The organism is uncultured Lutibacter sp., from assembly GCF_937891065.1.
Taxonomy (GTDB): Bacteria; Bacteroidota; Bacteroidia; order Flavobacteriales; family Flavobacteriaceae; genus Lutibacter.
In genome coordinates this window covers 1-25,579 of the sequence record NZ_CALAEQ010000076.1, presented here as the reverse complement: position 1 = coordinate 25,579, position 25,579 = coordinate 1, and the positions used below count along the sequence as shown (strand labels likewise).

Sequence of the window (25,579 nt, the reverse complement as noted above, 5' to 3'; positions counted from 1 at the left end):
TAATCCTACAGGTGGTTTAAAAGATAGCATTGCTCCAATATTAGTGAGTGCAACTCCAAATCATAAAACCGTTAATTTTAAAGCAAAAAAGATTAAAATTTATTTTGATGAATACATTAAACTCAAAGATGTAAACAAACAATTAGTAATTTCTCCTCCTCAAAAAAATAATCCAATAATATCACCTGTTGGTACAGCAAGTAAGCTAATAACTATTGAAATTTTAGACACTTTAGATGTTAATACTACGTATGCATTTAATTTCGGAAAAAGTATTGTTGATAATAATGAAGAGAATGAATTAGGGAATTTTAAATATATTTTTTCTACTGGAACTTATATTGATTCATTAGAATTATCTGGTGAAGTTACTGACCCTATGGTGAAAAAATCAGAAAAAGAGCTTGATGTGATGCTTTATGAATATAATGAATCTTATACCGATTCAATTATTTTCAAACAAAAACCACGATACATTTCAAATACATTAGATAGTACATTATATGAAATTACCAACTTGCGTGCGGGTAAATATCTACTTATTGCACTAAAAGATGCTAACGGTAATAAAATTTACAATCCTGAAGTTGATAAAATAGGATTTGTAAAAGATACTATTACAATTCCGACCGATAAAAAATTCAATTTTCCAATTTTTAAAGAAATCCCTAAATTAAAAGTGATTAAACCTAAAGAAGTTACTAAAGGACATCTTATTTTTGGGTATTTAGGAGCTGCAAAAGATTTAAATATAAATCTTTTAACAGCAACGCCTGAAGGATTTAAATCTGAATTTAATTTTGAAAAAGATAAAGACACTATTAATTATTGGTATACAGCAATAGAAATAGATTCTTTAAATTTTAAGGTTTCTAAAGGTGAATACTCGGAAGAATTTACTGTTAAAACAAGAAGCTCAAAAATTGATTCTTTAATAGTTAAAAAAAGCACAAGCTCAGTTTTACATTTAATTGATACTTTCTCTATCTCAACCAATATCCCTATTATTAATATTGATAAATCACTAATAAAAATTACAGATCAAGATACAATTGCAATTGATTTTAACACCATTTTATCAAAATCTAAAACTAAATTGCATCTAAATTTTGATAAAAAAGACAATTTTAAATACAATTTCGAGTTATTACCAAAAGCAATTACAACTATTTTTGGCGCTTCTAATGATTCTTTAGCTTTCCAATTAACAACAAAATCACCCGAAGATTATGGGATTTTAAATCTTGAATTATCAAGTGAGAAAAAATCCTCTTTTATTGTTGAGTTATTAGATGAAAAAGGATTTGTTGTTAGGATCAAAAAAATTGATAGCCCTCAAATAATAAATTTTATTTTGTTACCTCCTGGTAATTACTCAGTTAGAGTAACGGTAGATGAAAACAATAATGGTGTTTGGGATACAGGTGATTTTTTAAGAAGGCAACAGCCAGAAATTGTGAAGTATTTTGATAAAGAGATTATAATTAGAGCAAATTGGGATGAACCCGTCATATTTATATTGAAATAAAACCAAATAAGTTTATGATTATAATTAGTTTAAATTTTTTATTACTTTTACAACTGTAAAACCCTTAGTTTGACTAAATATTTAATAATACTAACAATCTTTTTTTTCTGTTCTTCAACTGCAGCTATTCAAGCTCAAGACAGAAGTAGTCATGAAATTGGTTTTATTACAGGTGCTGCTTCATTTACTACAGATTACGGTGCAAGAAACAACTTTTCAAGTAATGTTGGTGGAAATATTGGATTGGGCCTTGGTGTAATTTACTATTTAAACTTTTCTGATTATAGATACGGTTGGAGCCAACGTACAAATTATTTTAATGAACACTTTAGAATAAGAGGTGAGTTATCATTTATGCAAGCTGATCTAGATCATTTTGGTGAATATGTAGATGCGAGTAATACTACATATGCTGCAGATCAACTTAGAGCCATGCATGGAAATACTACGCTAATAAATTTAGGAGCGCAATTGGAGTTTCATATTGTTGATGTTGTAGATTTTGGTTCAAGAAGAATCCCTGATTTAAAATGGTCTCCTTATTTGAGTGCTGGTTTAATGGTTGACTTTTACAACCCTGATTTAAAATCTGATTTAGGAGATTGGAGAGATGATATTTCTGTAATATACCCAAAATGGCAGGTTCCTGGAGCTATAAAGACGACTGCCAATACAACCATGTCTGCTACCTTTGGTATTGGAACAAGACATAAATTAGGGGAATACTCTGATATATTAATTGAATCTCGTTGGCAATATTTCTTTTCAAATTATGTTGATGGCTTAAACGCAAAAGCCGACCCTGCCAATAAATATAATGATTGGTTATTATGGGTTCATGTTGGTTATGTTTATTATCTAAATTAAACGTAAAGCGTTATCTAAATCTGCTATTAAATCATCTATATCTTCAATTCCAACACTTAATCTCACTAAAGAATCAACAATTCCAGTTTTTTCACGTATTGCTTTTGGGATAGAGGCATGGGTCATACTCGCAGGATGCCCAGATAACGATTCAACTCCACCAAGTGATTCAGCGAGTGTAAATATTTTTAAATTTTCAACTATTTTATAAGCATCTTCAATTTTATTTCCTTTGGAAACAAAAGAAACCATCCCGCCAAAATCACTCATTTGCTTTTTGGCAATTTCATGATTTGGATGGTTTTTAAAACCTGGCCAATATACATTTTCAATTTTTGGATGTTTCGCTAAGAATTCAGCCACAGCTTTCCCATTTTCACAATGACGTTGCATACGAACGTGTAATGTTTTAATACCTCTCAACACCAAAAAACTGTCCATTGGTCCACAAATAGCGCCACATGAATTTTGAATAAAATGTAATTTATCAGCTAACTCTTTATCATTTACAATTAAAGCACCCATCACAACATCACTGTGACCTCCTAAATATTTCGTTGCAGAGTGCATTACAATATCAGCACCCAAATCTAATGGGTTTTGCAAATAAGGTGTGGCAAAAGTATTGTCAACGGCTAATAAAATTTGATGTTTATTAGAAATTTTTGAAACGGCTTCAATATCAATAATATTCATCATTGGATTTGTTGGTGTTTCCACCCAAATAAGCTTTGTTTTATCCGAAATATAACTTTCAATGCTTTCAGTATTTTCCATTCCAATAAAGTGGAATTTAATACCATAGTTTTCAAATATTTTTGTAAATATTCTATATGACCCACCGTATAAATCGTTTGTTGAAATTACTTCATCTCCAGGATTCAGTAATTTAATAACGCAGTCAATTGCCGCCAACCCTGAACCAAAAGCTAATCCAAACTTCCCATTTTCAATACTTGCTAAGGCGTTTTCAAGTGCAGTTCGTGTTGGGTTTGTGGTTCTTGAATATTCATATCCTTTATGGTTTCCAGGGGAAGTTTGAGCATACGTAGATGTTTGATAAATAGGAGGCATTACCGCACCTGTTGAAGGATCGTGCTGTTGATTTCCATGTATTGTTTTTGTGTTAAATTTCATGATATACTATTTTAGTTTCAGAATATTTTTAATTGGAAAAGCACTTTTTCTATATGAATTTTAATAATTGCAGTATTATTCCAAGGTGAATTCCTTCATGGTATAAATTAAATATAATTCCATCCTCAACACTGTTTAAATTAATATCTACACTAGTTTTGTATTCAATATAGTTTTTAAATACACCATTGTCGTAATCTTTTTTTAATTGCTCTGGTAGTTCTAAAAATAGTTCTTTTGTTGTGTTAAATTCACCTTCAGAAATAGTATATGTTGGCGCAGTTCCTTTTTGAAAATTAGTGATCATTTCATCTGAAATTAAACAGTCTAAACCTGATAATTTATAACATAATAATTGCTGGGTCACTGATAAGTGTGTAATGTTCCAAGCTATATTATTCTTAAAACCATTCGGAATTTTATTTAATTGTTCAATGGAAAGATTTTCAATGATTTTTAATGTTAATAGCCTTGATTTTTTTAATGTATCGAATTGTTTTTGCATTATTTTTGATTTTTTTATTAAAAGTATTCAAATTTAGAATAAAAAGAGATTATTTTTACTTTAAAGCATATTATTAGAAAAAATGAAAAAAATGTACCACTTAAAAACTTGCGACACTAACAGAAGAATCTTAAAAGAAATGGATACTTCTGGTTATATTTTGCAAGAAATAAAAACTGAACCTATTACTGTTATAGAGTTAGATGAACTATTTGCCTTAACAAATAGTTACGAAGTTTTATTTAGTAGAAAAGCCAAAAAGTTTAAGCAAATGGACTTAAAAAATCAAGTTTTAACAGAAAAAGATTATCGCCAGTTAATTTTGGATGAATACACATTTTTAAAGCGTCCTGTTATTATTAATGAGCAAGAAGTATATGTTGGAAATACAAAAAAAAGAGTTGACATCAATCAAAATATTGGTATTAAAAAATAAATCAATTTTAACAAACTTATAATTTGAAATTTAACAAGTAATAGAATGAACTAGTTCAATTGAAGCAACATAAATAATTTGTGAAAGAATGTTTTAACGCTAAAATAGAAGTTTTTCGAGCTTAATTTAGATGTATGAAAAATACAGGTTTTACCTTTTTTTTCGACTTTAACCAACTAAAGTTTATTCCAAAAAAAAACCTTGAACATTATAATTCGAATTACAATGTTCAAGGAATAAATAAATCAACCCCAAAGACTTATTTAATGTTTTAATGTAAAATGTCAAAACCCCTCTTGACAGAATACTTATCAAATGTACGTTATAAAAACAGTTGTTTTTTTAAAAAACAACAAACGGTCAATATAAATATATGAATAGTTTAAATACGTTAATAAATGGATATTTTAGAGTTTTATAAAAGGATATTTGACCTCATTTAAAATCAATATATGTTATAAATTAACGACTTCAATAGAACAAAAAACTAAGTTAAAGCGGATTTTTATAATTACTTTTTTAATATTGTCTTCATTAATGAATTTTACTATTTTATCAAAATAGTTTTTATCCTATTCTTGCAAACATTTCCTAAGCCAAGAAATTTAAATGAATTTTTAATGTTAATGATATCCTTAGGTATTTTTAGAATCAGAAGAGGTAAAATAATTTAAGATAGATGTTTTAATTGTTATTAAGGATTGTAATGTGTAATCTAGTTTGTTTAGGTTAGCTTTTCATTGATTTTCGCATAGCATATCTAAAACATAAAAATGGTAAAATTTCTTGAATAAATAGATTATTATATTATTGTAATGGGAACCTAATAGAAACTCTTGTGCCCGTTTTGTCTTCAGTAGAAATGTCTAATGTTTCAATTTCAACTCCTTTATTCTGATGTAAAATTCTAATTCTATTTTCTGTGGCTTTTGCCCCAAAGAATTTTCGTTTTAGTGACAAAGGTGTTATTTTTTTTGTTTTATTTATACCTACACCATTATCTAAAATTATACATAAAACATCCCCGTTATCTTCTTTAATTGTTAATTCAATAATTTTATCACCTTCTTTTTTCATAATTCCATGCCAAATTGCATTTTCAATAAAAGGTTGTAAAAATAAAGGAGGGACTTTTATAGTTTCTAAATTTAGATTTTTATCAATTATAACTTTGTAATTAAAGCCTCCAGTAACGCGCATTTGTTCAAGCTTAACATATAGGGCTAAAATAATAAGTTCCTCTGAAAGGCTTGATGTTGTACTTGATGAACTATTTAGAATGACACGAATAAGTTTTGAAAATTTTGTTATATAATCTGAAGCTTTTTCAATGTCATTTTTTAAAACAAAATTATTGATAGAATTTAAAGAGTTAAATAAAAAGTGTGGATTCATCTGGCTTTGAAGAGCTGTCATTTTTAACTCTTCTATTTCTTTTAATTTTACTGCAAGCCTTACTTCTGCATTTTTACTTTTCTGTTCAATTTTTTTAATAATAAACCCGATTAATATTGAAAATATAATACTCTGCAGAAAAGCACCCAAGTAAACAAAAAACATGGGTTGAATGCCTGAATTTGTAAAAATTTTAGGGCCAATAAAAATTTCTAAAAAGCTAATATTAGCGAGTACTATATAAATTAATGATCCCGCAACAAAATAGTAGGATAAGTTGTCTTTTATTTTAGAGACAACTACATAATAAGAAGCTAATGTGAAAATTGTTAGAATAGGTGCAATTATAGAAAATGCCTCAATTTGATAATTTCCTCCTAAGAAAAACTGAATTAAAACAAAAACAATTGCTAAAATGAGTAATATGGTTACTTCAATTTCAAAATACTTATCCCATTTAATTAGGTGAGTTCTTGTATCTAATAAATCTCTAGCAAATGAAACATAAGCTGCATATGCTAAAAATTGCAATGAAAAATTAAAGTATTTATAATAGCTTGTAAAATCTTCAGAAACAACGTGTTGAAGTAAATATAATGTTATAGCTAATAAATATAAACTATAGTATAAATATAATTTGCTTTTATTCTGAAAAAAAATCAAAAAATGATATACGAATAAAACGAAAAGACCTCCTCGTATCCATGAATATATTTCAGAATGAAAGTCTAAAAGCATACTTTAATCTAAGTATATTTTTTTAAATAATTCAGCTTTTCTATTCCTGCTAATGCTAGCTGTTAAACCATTAGTCATAATAAGTTCTCCTCCTAATCCTTTTAAATACTCTTTTATGTGATTTAAATTTATTAAGTATGAATTATGAACTCTAAAAAATTCAGGAAACTGGAATTTTTTTTCTACCTCTTTCAAGGTTTTTGAAACTACTATTTGTTGCTCTGATTTTAAAAATATTGTAGTATAGCTTTTATCAGACTTTAACATTACAACATCCTCCTTTTCCAATAAATAAACTTTTCCATCGGCAGAAATATTAATTTTATCACTACCATTCTCGTTTAAATTATTTAAAAGTAATTTTAATTTATCCTCCAATAAAGCTCCTTCCTTCGATTTTTTAATCTTCTCCATTGACGCCAATAATTCGTCTTTGTCAACAGGTTTTAATAAATAATCTATGGCAGATACTTTAATGGCTTTTAAAGCAAATTCGTCATGAGCAGTAGTGAAAATAAGATTAAAATCTCTATATTTTACCTTTTCAATCATAGTAAAACCATCCATCTCCGGCATTTGAATATCCAAAAATACGACGTCTGGTTTTAATTCATTAATTATATCAATAGCCTTCACAGGAGAGTTACAAGTGGTAATTTGCACATTATCAATATAATTGTTTAATTTCCATTCAAGCGCCTCTAAAGCGTCATTTTCGTCATCAACTAGTAAAATTTGTAGCATATCTAATGTGTGGACGTTAGGTTAATTCTCATTAAATTTTAATGCAAGATACAACTTTTGAATATATGTTCAAAAAAGTTAGTCTTTAATTTCAATTTTAATACTTACCTCATTTCCGAGTTCATCAATTGCCTTAAGTTGATGTTCTCCAATTTTTGGAAACACTTCAATTTCATGAATATTTAGAGTGCTACCTATATATGTTCTATTTAAATACCAAAACACCTTTTTACTTGAGTTTGAATGCACTAATTTCATGAATAAATTGTTAAGTTTTCCACTGAAATCCTTTGTTAAATAGATTGTAGTATTTTCTTTAGGAAAAATAAATTCCATGACTTGTTTTTCTTCATTTAAACAGTCTAATCTATAGTTTGGTAATTTTTTATAAAAAGGATTCATTTTCTGATAATAAAACTCTTGTAAAGGTGGCAACGTAAACCAACTTTTATGAGTCATATTGTATAATGATTCACAAGATGAATTTACTTGAAATTGCTCATTTTTATCTAAATGTACCCAAATATGATATGGACAAGGGTTTGTTTTTAAACCTGCTTGTTGTACAAAAATCGTATCTTTTTGTTCACAAATTTCACTTGCTCTATAACCACTTTTACTACAAATTGCTATTTCTCTTAATTCATCAAAAGGAATTTCAAACCAATTGCTTTTAGGTAAAATATCAAACACATTAAACAAAATGGGTGCCGCTGTCGAAATTCCTACTAAACCAGGCCTTCCTTCTCCATCTGCATTTCCAACCCAAACTCCAACAACATAATCTTTTGTTGATCCAATAGCCCAAGCATCCCTAAATCCAAAACTTGTACCTGTTTTCCATGCAATTTTATTAGATGAATCAAAAAAATTCCAATTTTCTTCACCTTCTGGCCTGTTTACTTTGTTTAATGCTTCAAAAGTTAAATAGGTTGAGCCAGCATCAAAAATTGTTTTTTCAAGTGAAATTTCTCCGAAATTTGGCTTAAAATTAGCTAAGTAAGAAGGTTCTATAAATTCATTTTTATAATATTTACCTTGTGTATCGTCATAATGATTTACAGTTGAAGCCATGGAGGCATAACTTTTACATAAATCCCATAAATTACTTTCTGCCCCTCCTAAAATTAAGGATAAACCATAGTGATTCGCATTATATTTAATATCTTTTAGTTTTAATTCTTTTAAATAATGATGAAATCTGTCTAACCCAAAACTCTGCAACATTCTAACTGCTGGAACATTTAAAGATTTTGCTAATGCAGTACTTGCAAAAACAGCTCCACCAAATTTTTTATTGAAATTTTGCGGATTGTAACTTCCTATTTGCGTTGGTACATCAGCAACTAATGTATTTGGTAAAATATCACCAGCATCTAACATTGCTGCATATAAAAATGGTTTTAAAATACTTCCTGTGCTTCTTGGCTTGTTAATAATATCAACGTCTTTGTGATGCTTGTTAGTAGTTGGAGAATTACCAATATAAGCCAATACTTTTCTGGTTTTTACATCTAAAACCAGTACAGCTATGTTATTAATTTGATTTTTACTTAACTCGTTATAATGGTTTTTTACAATTGAATTGATGCGTTGTTGTAAACCAATTTTTACAGAAGTTTTAATTTTTTCTCCTTTTGTCGTTTTAGCAATATTTTGTAATAAATGAGGCGCTATCTGTGGAATTGAATATGGTTTTTGAGGTAATCCTTCTTCAATTGCTAATTGATAGGTTAGTGTATCAATAATTTTTTTTTCGAAAAGTTTTTTAAGTAATTTATTACGTTTTACAGTTAATTTTTGTTGATTCTTTCCTGGATAAATTAAACTAGGCGCATTAGGTAAAACAGCTAATGTTGCACTTTCGGCCCAAGAAAGTTCATTTGGTAAACGACCAAAATAACGCCAAGATGCAACATCTAATCCAACAACATTTCCTCCAAAAGGTGCATTTGAAGCATACAATGCTATAATTTTATCTTTTGAATATCTTAACTCTAATCGTGTTGCTAATAGTATTTCTTTTAACTTTTCAAAATAGGTTCTTTTTTGATTTTTTCGAGATAACCTAATTACTTGTTGCGTAAGCGTACTTCCGCCTCTTTTTACTCGATTGGATTTAAAATTACCATATAATGCTTTTACAATTGAAACTGGATTAAAACCTGGGTGTTTATAAAAATATGCATCTTCAAATTGTACAATACATGCTGCAAATTTTTGTGGAACACTATCATTTTGAGGAAACCGCCATTGACCATCATCAGCAATTTTGGCTCCTAGTAATTCCCCTTCAACACTTGTAATAACTGTAGAAGTTGGATTGTTAAAAAGTTGTTTTGGTAGTGAAAAATAATAAGCCGTTAAAAATATAACGGCTATTATTAATTTAATTTTATGTTTTTTTATAAAGTTCATTACTATTTTACAACTTCAATCCATTGTCCTTTTGTCCGTGTAAAATACTCATTGTCGTACATAGCTTCTGCTTGAATGCCATATAAATAATAACTTCCTAAATAGGATGCATTTAACAACACTTTAAATGTTTTAGTTTCATTTCTATTTAAATTGAAGTAAAAATTAACGCGATCATCTTTAATATCCGTAAAATTAGCACTTCCTGAATTTGTAGTTCCAAAGTCAGTAAAACGTGTATTTACAATTTCCCAACCCGAAGGGAAAATTTCGGTTAAAGCAATGTTATAAACTTCTTCTTGTTTTAAATTCCTGATTGTTACTTGCGCTTCAAACTCAGTTCCTTGCACTAATTTTGATACATTAATACTGTTTCCTTGGGTATCTTTATAAACCACATTTACATCCAATCCTCGTTTTTCTATAATTTCTTCACCTAAGGGTAAAATTCCTGAATTTAAAACATTTACAAATACAACATTTGCTTCTTTATTTGTTATTGTAATAGAATTTTGACCTTCAACAATACGTAATTTTCGTTGTGAAACTGCAAATTTTGAATCTACACTCTCAACTTTTCCATTGCTTAAAGAATATTGAAGTTTTATAGATTTTCCACCATTAATTTTCACCATTTTAGCCATTGCCAATAAACTGTATGCCGTGGTTTGCGTACTCATCCAACTTTTTGAAGACAATCGTTTTGCAATATATTTTGCTAATTCTCTAGATTCATTATTTCCGGTTAACAACATTGTTTCCATTGCCATTGCTCTATTTCTATCAACTGAACCATACGTATAATAATCTCCTTTATCATTTTCAAAATTGATATTGGCAGTTGCTGAAACTTTATTGGCTGCTTCTTTTTGTCCAGCCAGCGCATACGCCGCTGCTAATCTCCATTTCGCATTGTTAGAAATTTCCTTAAACTCACGCAATCTATTCATTGAAGATAAATCTGGGTGCCCTGCCAATGCCAATGTGTATAATCTATATGCCTGCGCTAAATCTGAATTGTACTCTTTATAACTTGGTTTCCAATTACGAGCTGCTTGCTTTTGATATTTCAACCAATTATTCATAAAAGTTAAAGGTAAAACATAGCCTTTTTTCTCAGCTTCAATCATAAAATGACCCGCATAACTTGTTCCCCAATCGTTTGCTGAATTTTGTCCCATCCAATAACTTAAACCTCCATTTGAAGTTTGAAAATTCCCCAATCTTTCAATTCCTGTTTTAATATTATTGGTCATTTTTTGTTTTTCTTGAATTGAAATATCAAAAATTTCACCTAAATACAATTGAGGAAAAACATTGGATGTTGTTTGTTCTACACAACCGTGTGGATATTGAATTAGATACTGCAATCTGCCAGTAAAATCCATTGGTGGTAAGGTTGAAAATTCTACTTCAGCAAAATTACTTCCTTTAATTCCGAAGGTTGAAAATTCAATTTTTTGAGTTGCATTCGGTTCTAATTCAATAGCAATCCCTTTTGATGAAATAGGATTAGGATTTACCACATCAATTTCAACTTCGTAAGTAGATTTTTCACCATTCCCTGAAGCTATTATTTCAATTTTGGCTATTCCTTTTATATTAAAAACATCTAATTTAAAAGATGCCATTTTTTCATCTGGAGTTTCAAAAGAAAGTTTTTGAGAATTTGTTCCCACCACTTTAATTCCATTACTTAATTTTAAATGAACCTCTACATTTTTTACCTTATTTTCCATGGCAAAAATTGTAACTGGAAGTGTAACTTTTTCTCCAGGACTTAATTTACGAGGTAAAGATGCTAATACCATTAACGGTTTGCGAACTGGAGTAGTTTCTTCAACTTTTCCATATGCTCCATTTGAATTATCTGCCGCAATTACCATAGTTCTCACAGAACCAATGTATTTTGGCAATTGAATAGTATGTGAAGCTGTTTTTCCTTTTTCCAACGTAAAAGGGCCTAAATAACGAACTACAGGTTTAAAACGATTCGCTTTTTTGTTTTTTCCGGCTACTGCATCTCCATCTCCACCAATAGCAAAAACTTGCTCAATACTTCCGCCATAAGCACCAATTACATCATCAAAAATATCCCAAGTTTTAACACCTAAAGCTTCACGTGTATAAAAAGCATCCCAAATTTCAGGTGTTTTAAATCGTGTTAAATCTAACAAACCTTCTTCAACTACAGCAATGGTGTAAGACATTCGTTTTCCGTTTTTCTCATTCACTTTTATTGTGAATTTTTCTTCAGGTTTTAGCACTTTTGGTAATGTAATTTCAGGCTCTAATCGTGTGTTTGGATCTTCCACTAATAATGGAATGACACCATATAATCGCAATGGTAAATCATTTGCTGTAGATGCATGTGGTTGTAATAATGATATATTTACAAACACATTAGGTGTCATTTCCTTTGTAATAGGAATTTCAATAGTTGTTTCTCCTTTTTGTGTTTTTTGCCAAACTGTTTGTAACACTTCAGTTCCGTTTTCAATGCTTATTAAAGCTCTGCCCTCGGTTCCTGAAGGAAATGTAATAATGGCTTTTTCACCAACATTATAAGTGTCTTTATCTGAAGAGAATACCAACATTTTTGAAGCTTCTGGGTCATTTGAAGGTCGTTTCCACCAATTCTTATAGAAATACGTTGTTGTACCTGTTGCGTGACCACTTTCTTTATCTAACACCCGAATTAAATATCTTCCACCATCATCATCAGGAATATTTAACGTAAAAGTTCCTTTTCCTGTTGAATTGGTATTGACTTTTAATTTTTTATAGGGTTTATGGTAACTACTTCCATTATAAGTGGATAAATTATCATAGGATGAACTCCACCACCAACGCCATTCCATTTTATAAACTTCTACTTCTATATTATCTTTTGCCAGAGGTTTTCCTTCGAAAGAAATTGTTGCAATATCAAATGTTATATTTTCATCGGTATCATAAGAACTATAAGCTTTTGTTTTTGGTGATTTTAAACCAACAAATGAAGCGTATGGCGCGTAATTTTTTGAAATTACATCCATAGAAAAATCACCACCGTTTTCATATGCTTTGGTTAAAAATGCTACTTTTAACATTCCGGGAGCATTGCTATCTAAACTTATTTTTTTATGAATTGTAGCATTTCCATTTTCATCTAATTTTCCATCAAAAACAGTAACTTCTTCTGAAGAAAACTCTTGTGTTGGATCATTAAAAACATAGTTTGGATATTGCTTATTAAACGCCATTGAGTTTGAAGTAAACTTAGCATTAACTTCTACTTTAATATTTTTAGCAGGTGCTCCGTGCAACCATTTTACGTCTAATTTTCCCTCAATTGGTTTGTTATTAGTTAAAACCTCATCTGTAAAATCTATTTTAATTTTTAAACGGTTTGGTTTTACAGTTTCTACTTTTAATTGTTGATGAAATATAGCACCTCCAACACTAACTATCCCATTCCAATTTCCCGTAGGGTCAGTTTCTGAAGTTGGTATGGTAAATTTGTAAAAACCATTTACATTGTCTGTTCTAATTTCTTTAAAAGCTAATTTACCACGAGCATCTGTAACTTCTAATTTAACGGGATGTTCTTTTGGTAGCGGATTTGCATTGTCGTTTAAAACAAACGTTAAATGAATAGTATCTCCAGGTCGCCAAACACCACGTTCACCGTACATAAACCCTTTTAATCCTTTCTGTAGTTTTTTTCCTGAAACATTAAATTTACTTAACGATAATGAGTGACCATCATCTAATTTTAAATACGTTTTATGCTTTCCGTTTGAAACAATGGCGAAAAATGCATTTTTATCAACATCCATTCCTGTAAAACCCTGACTGTCTGTTTCAGCTTGAGCAATTTCTTGTTGTTGATAGTTGTAAATAGTAACTTTTGCTCCTGAAACCGGATTGGTTGTTAAAATATCTGTTACTGCAAAAAAGTACGAATTGTTTTCTCCCTTTTTAGCAATTACACCTAAGTTTGAAGCTAAAATGTTTGCTGAAACTACTTGGTCATCATTATCATAATATGCTTTTTTACAAGGATCTTCTCTATCTCTCCAATTGTAATAATTATTGTTATAACTGTAAATTAAATTATCCCAATATTGCTCTTCTCGTTCGTCTAAATCATTTGATTCTTTTGTTGTATATTCCTGATTTTCATAGTAATAATCCTCTTCATAATCTTCATCATTTGAGCTTATTTGATTTCCTTCACATTTATAAAGTGAATATTCTTGTTTTATGTTAAGCTCAACTCTATAAATTGCTCCGGGATCGGCTTTTATCATTTTAGATAAATCTATCGCATACGCTTTCCATTTACCATTATTTTCAATTTCATTATTAATAAGTGTTATGGTTTTTTTAGCAACTCTTCTTCCTACTCTTCTAATATCATAACTGTTTGAACTTCCTAAATCACTAGTTTGTAAAAACTGTAACACATTATCTTCAAATATTTTTATAATTCTAACATCAACCGCTTTTAAATTTACAGCTTCAAAATTAAATTTTAAATCGTTTGAATTAGGTAAAATTACACCGCTTGAAAGTAATCTTACTGCTGGCTTCAATTGTTGAAAAGCTACTTTTTGTGAAAAATAATTTTTTAATTTATAACCATCAACACTTTTAATTCCTTGAAAAACGTCAACGTTTACATTGCCCAAAACACGAGTGTCAGAATATACTTTCAGTAAATTACCATCAACTACATATTTTAAGTTTTTAGTATTTTCAATTTCAACCAAACCATTAAAATTTTGTTGTTTTTGAAGAGGGTCTGAAAAATTAATGGCCAAGTGTTGCTCTGGTAATTGAAACACATCAACACTTAAAATTGAAAAATTATTTTTCCCTGGAATTCTTAGTGTAGATTCTCCTTCGTTATCTACATTTATTTTTTTACCAGACCAAGAAAGTAATACCTCTGAATCCTCTACAAAACGTTGAACGCTATCAATTTTAAATTGAAATTGTGTACTTATTGAATCTAAACTTTCCCATTTAATAGCTAAATTTTTTCTTTTTTGAGTTGCAGAAATAAGCTTTTTAGCATTTTCTAATTCTAAAATATCGGCTGTTTTAAGAATTCCTTCAATATATTGCCATTCTTTGCTATAGGATTGAAAACTAGTTGTAGCTACACTAAAATTTTGCTCTAACGTTTTAAATTTAAACGTATAGGTTTTAAATTCAGAAGGAATAGTAGCGTATATTTTACCTAAGTTAACCGTAACCGTGTACTCTTTATTTGGTTCTAAATTTTTTGAAGGTTGAAAAAATAAACTTCTTGAATTTAAAGCTGATAATTTTCCATCAATTGAAGGTGAAATAGTAATTGCATTTTTAGAAACTTCTTTATTTGAAACCCATGAATCAACTTCATTAACCAAATCAATTCTAATAGGTTCAGTAATTGAAACTACACTTGAAGTTGTGTAGCTAATGTACTTTCTAAATTTAAAAATATTATTGGTTGTTTCTTGTGGGTTGTCATTTTTACATGACAAGAAAATTACACTTACTAAAAGTGTAAAAACTAAATGTTGAAGTCTCATCTTAAGCGAATTATATTGTTCAGCAAATTTTCTATGAAATTACTAAAAAATAAATAACGAAAGTTGAAAAATCGAATTTTAAATTATTCTATTTCTGAATAGGTAAAACGTAAAAAAATACAGCTACAAAGTGGGCAAAACTTCCTAATAACACAAAAATATGAAAAATCGCATGGTTATATTTTAAGTTTTTAATACTGTATAAAACAGCGCCAACAGTATAGAAAATTCCACCAGCTAATAACCACATTAAACCTTCAAAAGGTAAATTATGGACTAGTGGTTTTATTGCAAAAATAACAACCCAACCCATAAGTACATAGGCGAAAGTTGATATTTTATCGTATTTTCCTGTAAAAAAAAGTTTTAAAACAATACCTGTAATTGCCAAACCCCAAGAAACTCCAAAAATTGTCCATCCAACCCAGCCATCTAAAACCACTAAAGTAAAAGGTGTGTATGTTCCTGCAATTAAAACATAAATAGCAGAATGATCAAAAATATTTAAACGATGTCTTAGTTTTGGATTTTGAACATAATGGTAAAATGTTGAGGCCGAATACAATAAAATTAAACTAGCGCCATAAATACTAAAACTTACAATATGCCATGCACTGCCATAAATACTAGAATATACTACCAATAAAACTAATGCAGCAATACTTAAAATCAATCCAATAGCATGTGAAATAACGTTGAATTTTTCTTCTTTTGGTTCGTAGTAAGTAATATCTTTTTTCTCCATTTTAGTTGAACGAAAATAATTGCAGTTAAGTATTTAATTGTTGATTTTTTAAATCTGAAATTAATTCATTATAAATAGTATCAAATGTTTGTTTTTTTAAGCTGTTGTTATTCTCTAAAGTAAGCCCTTCTGTTTTAATAAAATGATGAATTTTTACGCGTAGTTTACCAGGTTTTCCACTAAAAAAAGTATATGAAAATCGTTTTTTACAATCGTACATCGTAATTGGTACAATTGGTATTTGATGTTCAATTGCCAATCTAAAAGCTCCGTTTTTAAATTCACTTAACACAACACTTTCATCAGCAGGAACCAATCCTTCAGGAAAAATACAAATATCAAGGCCATCACTCATTCTTCTTCTAGCTTCGTCAAAAACAGCCAATCTGCTTTTTGAATTACTTCTATCAACAATAATACAAGTTCGTTTATAAAAAAAACCAAAAATCGGTATTTTAGTCAATTCTTTTTTTCCAACAAATACAAAAGGATTTTTTGTAATTGAAAGCATTACCATTACATCAATCATTGATGTATGGTTTGGACAAAACATAAAACTTTTTTCTTTTGTTAGAACCTGATTTTCTTCTAAAATAACTTTAAAACCCATCACAAAAATTAAGGTTTTAGCCCAAGCTCTAGCTATTTTAAAAAACACAGGATATAATTTTTCTGAAGAAGTAACTACTATTAATACGGGAAAAATAGGAATCATTGTGAGTAATAACCAAGCTAAAAACCAAACTCTCCAAAAAATATAAAAAGGATACCTAAAAAATTTCATGCGTTGTTATTTTATTTTTGAGAAGTAGCAAATGCTGTTTTTTATTCAGCATTCTTACACAATTCAAAATTTGACCTGCTCGTTTCATAAGTACCAAAAATAGTAATTTTAAATCTATTGTTAATTTCTTTTTGAAATATGTATTTTTGCGTCAAAATTATATTAAATGTCAAGAATTTTAACAGGTGTACAAAGTACAGGTACACCACATTTAGGAAACTTATTAGGAGCAATTATTCCTGCAATTGAAATGGCAAATAATCCTAAAAACGATTCGTTTTTGTTTATTGCAGATATGCATTCGTTAACTCAAATTAAAGATGGTAAAACATTACGAGAAAACACGTATAGCACAGCTGCAACTTGGCTTGCTTTTGGTTTAGACGTAAACAAAACTGTTTTTTACAGACAAAGTGATATTCCTGAAGTAACCGAACTTTCTTGGTATTTAAGCTGTTTTTTCCCTTATCAACGTTTAACACTTGCACATAGTTTTAAAGATAAATCAGACAGACTGGAAGATGTAAATGCAGGTTTATTTTCATATCCAATGCTTATGGCTGCAGATATTTTACTGTACGACGCTGAAATTGTTCCAGTTGGAAAAGATCAATTACAACATTTAGAAATAACGCGTGATGTTGCAAATAGATTTAATCATCAAATGGGTGATACCTTGGTTCCGCCAGATGCAAAAATACAAAAAGGTACTATGTGGGTTCCAGGAACTGATGGTGGTAAAATGAGTAAATCTAGTGGAAATATTATCAATTTGTTTTTGCCAGACAAGCAATTGCGTAAACAAATTATGAAAATTCAAACAGATTCGACACCTCTTGAAGAGCCTAAGGACACTGAAAATTGTAATTTATTTTCTTTGTATAAATTAATAGCTTCCTCAGAGCAAATTGCTGAAATGAAAGCTAATTATGAAGGTGGAAATTATGGTTATGGTCACGCAAAACAAGCTTTTTTCGAACTTTTAATTGAAAAATATTCAGAAGAAAGAGAACGTTACAACTACTATATGAACAATTTAGAAGAAATTGATAAAGCACTTGCTATTGGAGCTGGAAAAGCAAGAATTGTTGCGAATGATGTTTTGAGTAGAGTGAGAGGGAAATTGGGGTATTAAAAAAAGATATATAAAATTGAACCCGTTAATCTGAAATAAATTTAGATTAACGGGTTTTCTTATTTTTTTTGATATTTCTATCCTTCCAACTTAGAAGAAAGTTCAAACCAACGTTCTTCTTTTTTATCTATTTCAGAACTAATTTCTTTCAGTTTAATAGATAACTCATCAATTTCTTCTCCAGAAAGTGAACTATCTGAAAATTTAGCTTCAATAGTACTTTTTTGTTTGTTTAGTGATTCAATTTTTCCATCAATAGCCTCAAATTCTTTTTTTTCTTTAAAAGAAAGCTTAGCAACGGTTGTAGTTTTTTCTCGGGTATCTTCTTTTTGAATGCTTACAGTTTCCTCTTTAGGTTTTGAATCTTCATACACTCTATAATCTGAATAATTTCCAGGGAAATCTTCAATTTCTCCATCACCTTGAAACACAAATAAATGGTCAACTATTTTATCCATAAAATAACGATCGTGAGAAACCACTAATAAACATCCAGGAAAATCTAATAAGAAATCTTCCAACACATTTAAGGTGATAATATCTAAATCGTTCGTTGGTTCATCTAAAATTAAAAAGTTTGGATTTTGAATTAAAACGGTACATAAATACAATCTTTTACGTTCACCACCACTTAATTTCTCTACAAAATCGTATTGTCTTTTTCTGCTAAATAAAAATCGCTCAAGTAACTGAGCTGCGGAAAGACTTCTACCTTTAGTTAACGGAATTTGTTCACCATATTCTTTAATAATTTCAATAACTTTTTGACCAGGTTTTGGGTTAATTCCATCTTGAGTATAATACCCAAATTTAATAGTTTCACCTACAATAACTTTCCCTGAATCTACAGGGATTCCACCAGTAATAATATTTAAAAATGTAGATTTTCCGGTTCCATTTTTACCAATAATACCAATACGTTCACCACGTAAAAAGTTATATTCAAATTTGTCTAAAATTTTTAAATCTCCAAATGATTGCGAAATTCTATGAAGTTCTAAAATTTTAGAACCCATACGTTCCATATTTATTTCTAACTGAACTTTATGATTGTCTCTTCGTTTATGAGCTTCTTCTTTTATTTTGTAAAAATCATCAATTCTAGATTTAGATTTGGTGGTTCTGGCCTTTGGCTGTCTTCGCATCCAATCTAATTCTTTGGTAAATAAATTTTTAGCCTTATCAACAGTTGCTTGTTCTGCAGCAATACGCTCTTCTTTTTTTTCTAAATAGTAGGAATAATTACCTTTGTACGTATAAAAACCACCGTTATCTAATTCAACAATTTCATTACAAACTCGTTCTAAAAAATACCTATCATGTGTTACCATAAATAGGGTGATTTTTTCTTTTTTAAAGTAATTTTCTAACCATTCAATCATTTCTAAATCTAAATGATTTGTTGGTTCGTCTAAAATTAGTAAATCGGGTTTATGGATAAGAATTACAGCCAAAGATAAACGTTTACGTTGTCCACCAGATAGCGAGCTTACTTTTTGAGATAAATCTTCTAATTTTAATTTGAATAATATTTGTTTGTATTGTGTTTCAAAATCCCATGCATTAAGTCGTTCCATTTTTTCAAAAGCTTGCTGATATGCTTTTTCATCGGAAGGATCTTTTAATGCATTTTCGTATTCTTCAATAACTTTTAAAGTATCGTTATCTGAATTAAAAATAGTTTGTTCAACTGTTAAATCGTGGTCTAAATCTTCTTCTTGAGATAAATATTCAATTTTTAATCCTTTTCTAGAGATTACTTGTCCAGTATCAGAGCTTGCAACACCGGCGAGTATGTTCAGAATTGAAGTTTTTCCAGCGCCATTTTTTGCAATAAAAGCAATTTTTTGGTCTTTATTTATTCCAAAGGAGATGTCACTAAAAAGTTCAACTTCTCCAAATGCTTTTGATATGTTTTCAACCGACAGGTAATTCATGAATTATAAATTTTGGCAAAGCTACACAAAAAAACCCGAGAAGAAATTCTCGGGTTTTTTTAAATTTAAATGGTATTTTTTTATTGTTTTATGAATTTTTTCGACATAATTTTATCACCATCATTAATGTTAATTATATAAATACCAGTTTTTAAATCACCAACATTAATAACATTATTTAAGTTTCCAACTTTTACAGTTTGACCTAAAACATTTGCAATGTTATAACTTGCGTTTGTGCTTTTAGTTAATTTAACTGTTAAAAATTCTCCTTTTACAGGGTTTGGATAAATAGAAATTTTATTGATTTCTGTTTCAAAAGAAGAATCAACAAAACGTGCAGTTCCACCAGAAATTACTACTGTGTAATCCTCAACTTCACCATAAGAGAATGCTTCACAAGCAGTTGGAATCCCATTATATTTCATAGAAACTCTCATTCTAGTAGCTCCATTTGTAGCACTAGCCGACACGGTAAATGACCCACTAACAGGAGTTGTTTTTGAAGCAGCTTTTGTCCAAACTTGTTCTCCAGTATCTGTAAAGTCTCCATCTTGGTTATAGTCAATCCATACGCCATAACCTTCATTGTATAAAGTACCCGTCCATTTAGGAGTTATTGTAATAGTTACTTGAGCCCCTTTATCAAGGTTTGTTGATAGTGATGTGTGATCACTGTATCCATTACCACCAGTTGAGGAGTTATTGATAGTTCCAATTTGAACGTTACTAATATACTCATCAGCAACACTATTTCCTTTAGATGCACAATAAGTTAATGATTGTGTTAAAGTTGAAATTGTTGCAATATTACTGTCTGTTGAAGTATTACCAGCAGCATCTTTAGCTTTTACTTTAAAGTTATAAGAAGTTGCAGCAGTTAAACTGGTTACTTGGTATGTCGTACCTGTAACAGAAGTTAAAAGAACATTGTTTTTATAAACATCATATCCAGTAACACCAACATTATCAGTTGATCCACTCCAAGCTAAATTAACACTTGTTTGTGTAATATTGCTTGTTGTTAAAGTTGGGCTTGTTGGAGCTTGTGTATCAGGAGTAGCTGTATTTAATACAACTGTGTAATCTTCAACTTCACCATAAGAGAATGCTTCACAAGCGGTTGGAATACCATTATATTTCATAGAAACTCTCATTCTAGTTGCTCCGTTTGTTGCACTTGTTGGAATTGTAAAAGATCCACTTACAGGTGTTGTTTGTGAAGCTGATTTAGTCCAAACTTGTTCACCAGCATCTGTAAAGTCTCCATCTTGGTTGTAGTCAATCCAAACACTATATCCTTCATTATATAAACTTCCATTCCATTTAGGAGTTATTGTTATAGTTGCTTGTTCACCTTTATCTAAGTTTGTAGAAATAGATGTGTGGTCGCTATATCCATTTCCTCCAGCAGAAGAGTTGTTGATAGTTCCTATTTGTACTTTACTAATATATTCATCAGCAACGCTATTTCCTTTAGAAGCACAATAAGTTAATGATTGTGTTAAAGTAGAAATAGTTACAGTATTACTGTTAGATATGTTTCCAGCGGCATCTTTTGCTCTAACATTGAAATTGTAAGAAGTTGCTGCGGTTAATAAAGTTGCTTGATATGAAGTTCCAGTAACAGAAGTTAAAAGAACATTATTTTTATAAACATCATATCCAGTTACTCCAACATTATCAGTAGAAGCATTCCAAGATAAATTAACTGTAGTTTGAGTAATATTACTTGTTGTTACTATTGGACTTGATGGAGCTTGCGTATCTGGTGTAACAGTTGTAATAGTTTCTGTATTACTGTTTGCTGAAATATTTCCAGCAGCATCTTTTGCTTTTACGTTGAAATTATATGAACTACCAGAGGTTAATCCTGTTGCTTGATAAGAAGTTCCTGTAACAGAAGTTAACAGCACATTGTTTTTATAAACGTCATATCCAGTAACACCAACATTATCAGTTGAGCTACTCCAAACTAAATCTACAGTTGTTTCTGTAATATTATTACTTGTTAATACAGGAGCTGTAGGCGCTTGCGTATCAGGCGAAGTGACAGTTGTAATTGAAACAGTATTGCTATCTGTAGAAATGTTTCCAGCAGCATCTTTAGCATTTACTTTAAAATTGTAAACTGTACCATTAGTTAATCCTATTACTTGATAAGAAGTTCCTGTAACAGAAGTTAAAAGAACATTATCTTTATAAATATCATATCCTGTAACACCTATATTATCTGTTGAACCACTCCAAGCTAAATCTACAGAAGTCTCTGTAATATTGCTATGAGTTAATGTGGCTGCAGTAGGAGCTTGTGTATCAGGAGCTGTTAGTGTAGTTACTGAAACTATATTACTATCAGTAGAAATATTACCAGAAGCATCTTTTGCTTTTACTTTAAAATTATAAGTAGTTGCATCAGTTAATCCTGTTGCTTGATATGAATTTCCTGTAATAGAAGTTAAAAGAGTATTGTCTTTATAAATATCATATCCCGTTACACCTATATTATCAGTCGAACCACTCCAAGATAAATCAACCGTAGTTTCTGTTATGTTTGAAGAAGTTAAAGTTGCAGCAGTTGGTGCTTGAGTATCTGGAGCTGAATCCATCAAAACAACCGTGTAATCTTCTACTTCACCATATGAAAAAGCTTCACAAGCAGTTGGAATACCATTATATTTCATAGAAACTCTCATAGTTGTTGTTCCAGTTACTGCTCCTGAAGGAACAGTAAAAGTTCCACTTACAGGTGTTGTTTTCGAAGCTGCTTTTGTCCAAACCTGCTCTCCAGCATCTGTAAAGTCACCATCTTTATTATAGTCAATCCAAACTCCGTAGCCTTCACTATAAACTGTACCAGTCCAAGTTGGTGTAACAGTAATTGTGATAGCATCTCCTTTGTTTAGATTTGTTGAAATTGAAGTATAATCAGTATAACCGTTACTTCCATTTGAAGAATTGTTAATTGTTCCAATTTGAACATTGCTAATGTATTCATCAGCTACACTATTTCCTTTTGAAGCACAATAAGTTAATACTTGATCTAATGTAGTAAAGTTAACTGAGGTACTAAATGCAGAACTTCCACTTGTACAAACACTTTGTACTTGAGCTTCATATTGAGTTAAAGTATTTAATCCAGTTAGGTTTGTAGATGTAACACCTGAATTAACAGTAGTCCAAGTTGATGTTCCAACCTGACGATATTGAACGTTATAAGTTGCTCCTGAAACCGAATTCCAAGTTAAAGTTGCTCCTGAAGCACTTACATTTGAAAATGCTAAACCTGTTGGAACTGTAGCATTACAAACAACTTCTCCTGCAATTGTAAAGTTACTGTTTGAAACATCATAAAAAATGTTATCAGCAGCTTCAACTTTTATCCTATTTTGTGTTCCTATATTATTTGGAACAGTTATTTGAGCTGAACCATTGTTGGCAATACCAGAAGCTATTGTAATTGGGTATGTATTTCCACCATCCGTTGACAATAGAATATTTACGGTTTGACAATTTACAGCAGCTCCAGCTGTTCCTGCAACATCCCAAGTAACAGTTTGTAATTGGTTTGCATTCCAAGTAATATTTGTGTTTGGTGTTGAAACTACAAATGGTCCTGCTGAACTATTTACATTCACAACCATATCATCACTATTATTTGCGCCACCTCCAGCAACATTATCTCTAACTGTTAATCTAAAATTTAATGTTCTTGCTACGGAAGGAGTTGACTCCCATTGTGTAGAAGTACTTCCTGCTAAAACAGTTGAAAGCTGAGGAAAAGATCTTGATTTTAATGTTGTTGGGGAAAACGATCTAAAAGCTATACCAGTTGTTGCTGTTGTACTTGGGTAAGTTGTAGCTGCATTATTTTCATCCATTTGTTCCCAACAAAACGATAAACTATTGTTACCATCAGCATCAGCACCATCACCCGTTAACATAAAAGGAGTGCTTTTAGGAATTGTAAAATCACCTCCAGCTAAAGCTGTTGGAACGTTGTTTCCTGTTGCTGTATTTGTTTGACAACTTGTAGTTTTAACATAATTAGTTACTTGTTGAATTGAAATTGCGTGAAAATAAGCATCACTATGTGCTTGTATATCAGTTGCTCCAGTAATTCCAGCATATCCCATAATTGTTGATCCACTTCCTGGTTCCATTTGAGCATTAGCTCCTTCATTTCCATTAAATGTCCAAGTGTGGTTACCACCAAATTGGTGACCCATTTCATGTGCAACATAATCCACATCAAAATTATCTCCTTCAGGAGTGCCATATGAAGTATAGCCACTTCCTTTTTGGTTGTTAACACAAACACAACCAATACAGCCAGCATTACCATTATTACCTCCTTGATGAACTAAATGTCCAATATCGTAATTAGATTCTCCAATAACACTTGAAAGCGTAGATTGTAATTGACTATTTAAACTTGTTGTATATGGATCACTATTTGCACTAGTGTAAATTACAGCATCGGTGTTTGCAATTAACTCCAATGTAACCCCAAAGTCAATTTCAAAAATACCATTAACTCGTGTCATTGTATTGTTGATAGCTGCTAAAGAATTTGCTTTAGTTCCTCCAAAATATGTAGTATACTCACCTGAAGCAGACATAGCCAATCTAAATGTTCTTAAAGTGCTGTCATCAGCGTTTGGTCTTGCAACTGTTGTATTTTGAGATTTTATTTTATTTGATACATCTTCTTTAACTAAACATTCGAAAGAATTTAGAGAGGCATCTTTAGATTTTTTACTATACACCATATATTGAGTAAAATCTGAAGTGTATGGTTCTATAAATACTGCACTTTTCCCTGCAGCAGTTGTCATAGTTTTTAGTCCTAATTGTGAAATGCTAAAACGAATAGTAGCGCTAGGATTGTCAATTCCTTTTCCTGCATAAGATCTAATGTTAGGGTATTTAGCTTGTAAATCAGGGTGCATTACTGAAGCTTCAAAAACGCTAAAACGTTCAAATTGTCCTTCAGCATTTGGAAATTCAATTATAGTTGAGGATTTTTGTAAATACCCACTTCTTTTTGGGGAATTAGTCAAAGCATTTCTCAAAATAGAAACATCTAAATTGTATACTTCAAAATTATTTGATAATTGATTTCTGTTTTGAAGTACATTTTTTTTATCATTTTTTGAAGATTTTAACCAAGGATTTACACTTTGTGAAAACCCGAAAGTAAACGATAAAATAAAAGTTAAAAAAAGTAGTTTTTTCATCATATAATTGTTTTTTGATATTAAAAAATTTTAACGTCCGAATTTAACAATTATTATTTAACATCACAATAATTTAACAATAAATGTTAAATTTTGTTAAATTATTAATATTTTATTAAAAAATTTAATGCGTAACCAATTCACAAAGCATAGGAAAGTGTTTTAAAAATATACGATTTATTAATTTCTTTCAGCTAAAAAGAAGCCATAAACATGGTGGTTCATAGTGTTTCTTTTGAATTATAAAACGGTCATTTTTTAAATTAAGAAATTCAGAGTTAATTTATGAATCTTCAAAAAAATAGGAGCCTTAAATTTTAATTTATAGTATTTAATCATAATTTTTTCACTTGAATTTAGATTTTAAAGTGTTAAATTTAGAGGTTAGCCTTGTTAAAATTGA

14 protein-coding genes are annotated in these 25,579 nt (G+C 30.0%); 4 read left to right on the top strand and 10 right to left on the bottom strand.

Going from position 1 to position 25,579, the window contains the following annotated elements; all coding sequences use genetic code 11:
• Both Q0352_RS04450 and Q0352_RS04445 read left to right on the top strand, forming a co-directional pair.
• Positions 1-1,528: Ig-like domain-containing protein (locus tag Q0352_RS04450; protein WP_299524242.1), on the top strand; the 1,528-nt coding region annotated here is incomplete at its 5' end.
• A gap of 69 nt (positions 1,529-1,597) precedes the next feature.
• Positions 1,598-2,395 carry a glutamate dehydrogenase gene (locus tag Q0352_RS04445; protein ID WP_299524239.1) on the top strand — a complete coding sequence of 266 codons (798 nt, stop codon included), beginning with the start codon at positions 1,598-1,600 and terminating at the stop codon, positions 2,393-2,395.
• Here the strand turns inward: Q0352_RS04445 and Q0352_RS04440 are convergent.
• Positions 2,387-3,532 carry a cystathionine gamma-synthase gene (locus Q0352_RS04440; RefSeq protein WP_299524236.1) on the bottom strand — a complete coding sequence of 382 codons (1,146 nt, stop codon included), beginning with the start codon at positions 3,530-3,532 and terminating at the stop codon, positions 2,387-2,389. The genes Q0352_RS04445 and Q0352_RS04440 overlap by 9 nt on opposite strands.
• Before the next feature lie 49 nt (positions 3,533-3,581).
• Positions 3,582-4,037 (bottom strand): DinB family protein, encoded by a 456-nt coding sequence (locus Q0352_RS04435; RefSeq protein WP_299524233.1) that lies wholly within the window; start codon positions 4,035-4,037, stop codon positions 3,582-3,584.
• Positions 4,038-4,119: 82 nt separating this feature from the next.
• Here Q0352_RS04435 and Q0352_RS04430 point away from each other — a divergent pair, with 82 nt between their 5' ends.
• Positions 4,120-4,473: an arsenate reductase family protein gene (locus Q0352_RS04430; protein ID WP_299524230.1), complete on the top strand. Its 354-nt coding sequence runs from the start codon at positions 4,120-4,122 to the stop codon at positions 4,471-4,473.
• 807 nt (positions 4,474-5,280) lie between these two features.
• Here Q0352_RS04430 and Q0352_RS04425 read toward each other — a convergent pair.
• The 6 genes from Q0352_RS04425 to Q0352_RS04400 all read right to left on the bottom strand — a co-directional run bounded on the left by Q0352_RS04425 (position 5,281) and on the right by Q0352_RS04400 (position 16,864).
• Positions 5,281-6,606: a sensor histidine kinase gene (locus tag Q0352_RS04425; protein WP_299524227.1), complete on the bottom strand. Its 1,326-nt coding sequence runs from the start codon at positions 6,604-6,606 to the stop codon at positions 5,281-5,283.
• 3 nt (positions 6,607-6,609) lie between these two features.
• Positions 6,610-7,350 carry a LytTR family DNA-binding domain-containing protein gene (locus Q0352_RS04420; RefSeq protein WP_299524224.1) on the bottom strand — a complete coding sequence of 247 codons (741 nt, stop codon included), beginning with the start codon at positions 7,348-7,350 and terminating at the stop codon, positions 6,610-6,612.
• Between the two features lie 78 nt (positions 7,351-7,428).
• A complete protein-coding gene (pbpC, locus tag Q0352_RS04415) occupies positions 7,429-9,768 on the bottom strand; it encodes a penicillin-binding protein 1C (RefSeq protein WP_299524221.1) in 2,340 nt (779 codons plus the stop codon).
• A gap of 2 nt (positions 9,769-9,770) precedes the next feature.
• Positions 9,771-15,335, bottom strand: coding sequence for an Ig-like domain-containing alpha-2-macroglobulin family protein (locus Q0352_RS04410; protein WP_299524218.1), 5,565 nt, complete (start codon positions 15,333-15,335; stop codon positions 9,771-9,773).
• A gap of 88 nt (positions 15,336-15,423) precedes the next feature.
• Positions 15,424-16,080 (bottom strand): hemolysin III family protein, encoded by a 657-nt coding sequence (locus tag Q0352_RS04405; RefSeq protein ID WP_299524215.1) that lies wholly within the window; start codon positions 16,078-16,080, stop codon positions 15,424-15,426.
• A gap of 25 nt (positions 16,081-16,105) precedes the next feature.
• The gene (locus Q0352_RS04400; RefSeq protein ID WP_299524213.1) at positions 16,106-16,864 is read right to left on the bottom strand and encodes a 1-acyl-sn-glycerol-3-phosphate acyltransferase; all 759 of its coding nucleotides are present in this window, start codon (positions 16,862-16,864) and stop codon (positions 16,106-16,108) included.
• A 166-nt stretch (positions 16,865-17,030) separates the two neighbouring features.
• Between Q0352_RS04400 and trpS the strand changes: the two genes are divergently transcribed.
• Positions 17,031-17,999 carry a tryptophan--tRNA ligase gene (gene trpS / locus Q0352_RS04395; RefSeq protein WP_299524211.1) on the top strand — a complete coding sequence of 323 codons (969 nt, stop codon included), beginning with the start codon at positions 17,031-17,033 and terminating at the stop codon, positions 17,997-17,999.
• 77 nt (positions 18,000-18,076) lie between these two features.
• On the opposite strand, the gene Q0352_RS04390 is transcribed toward trpS, so the two are convergent.
• A complete protein-coding gene (locus tag Q0352_RS04390; protein ID WP_299524209.1) occupies positions 18,077-19,936 on the bottom strand; it encodes an ABC-F family ATP-binding cassette domain-containing protein in 1,860 nt (619 codons plus the stop codon).
• An 80-nt stretch (positions 19,937-20,016) separates the two neighbouring features.
• Complete coding sequence (locus tag Q0352_RS04385) at positions 20,017-25,179, bottom strand: GEVED domain-containing protein (RefSeq protein ID WP_299524207.1); 5,163 nt, start codon at positions 25,177-25,179, stop codon at positions 20,017-20,019.
• Positions 25,180-25,579: the final 400 nt, after the last annotated feature.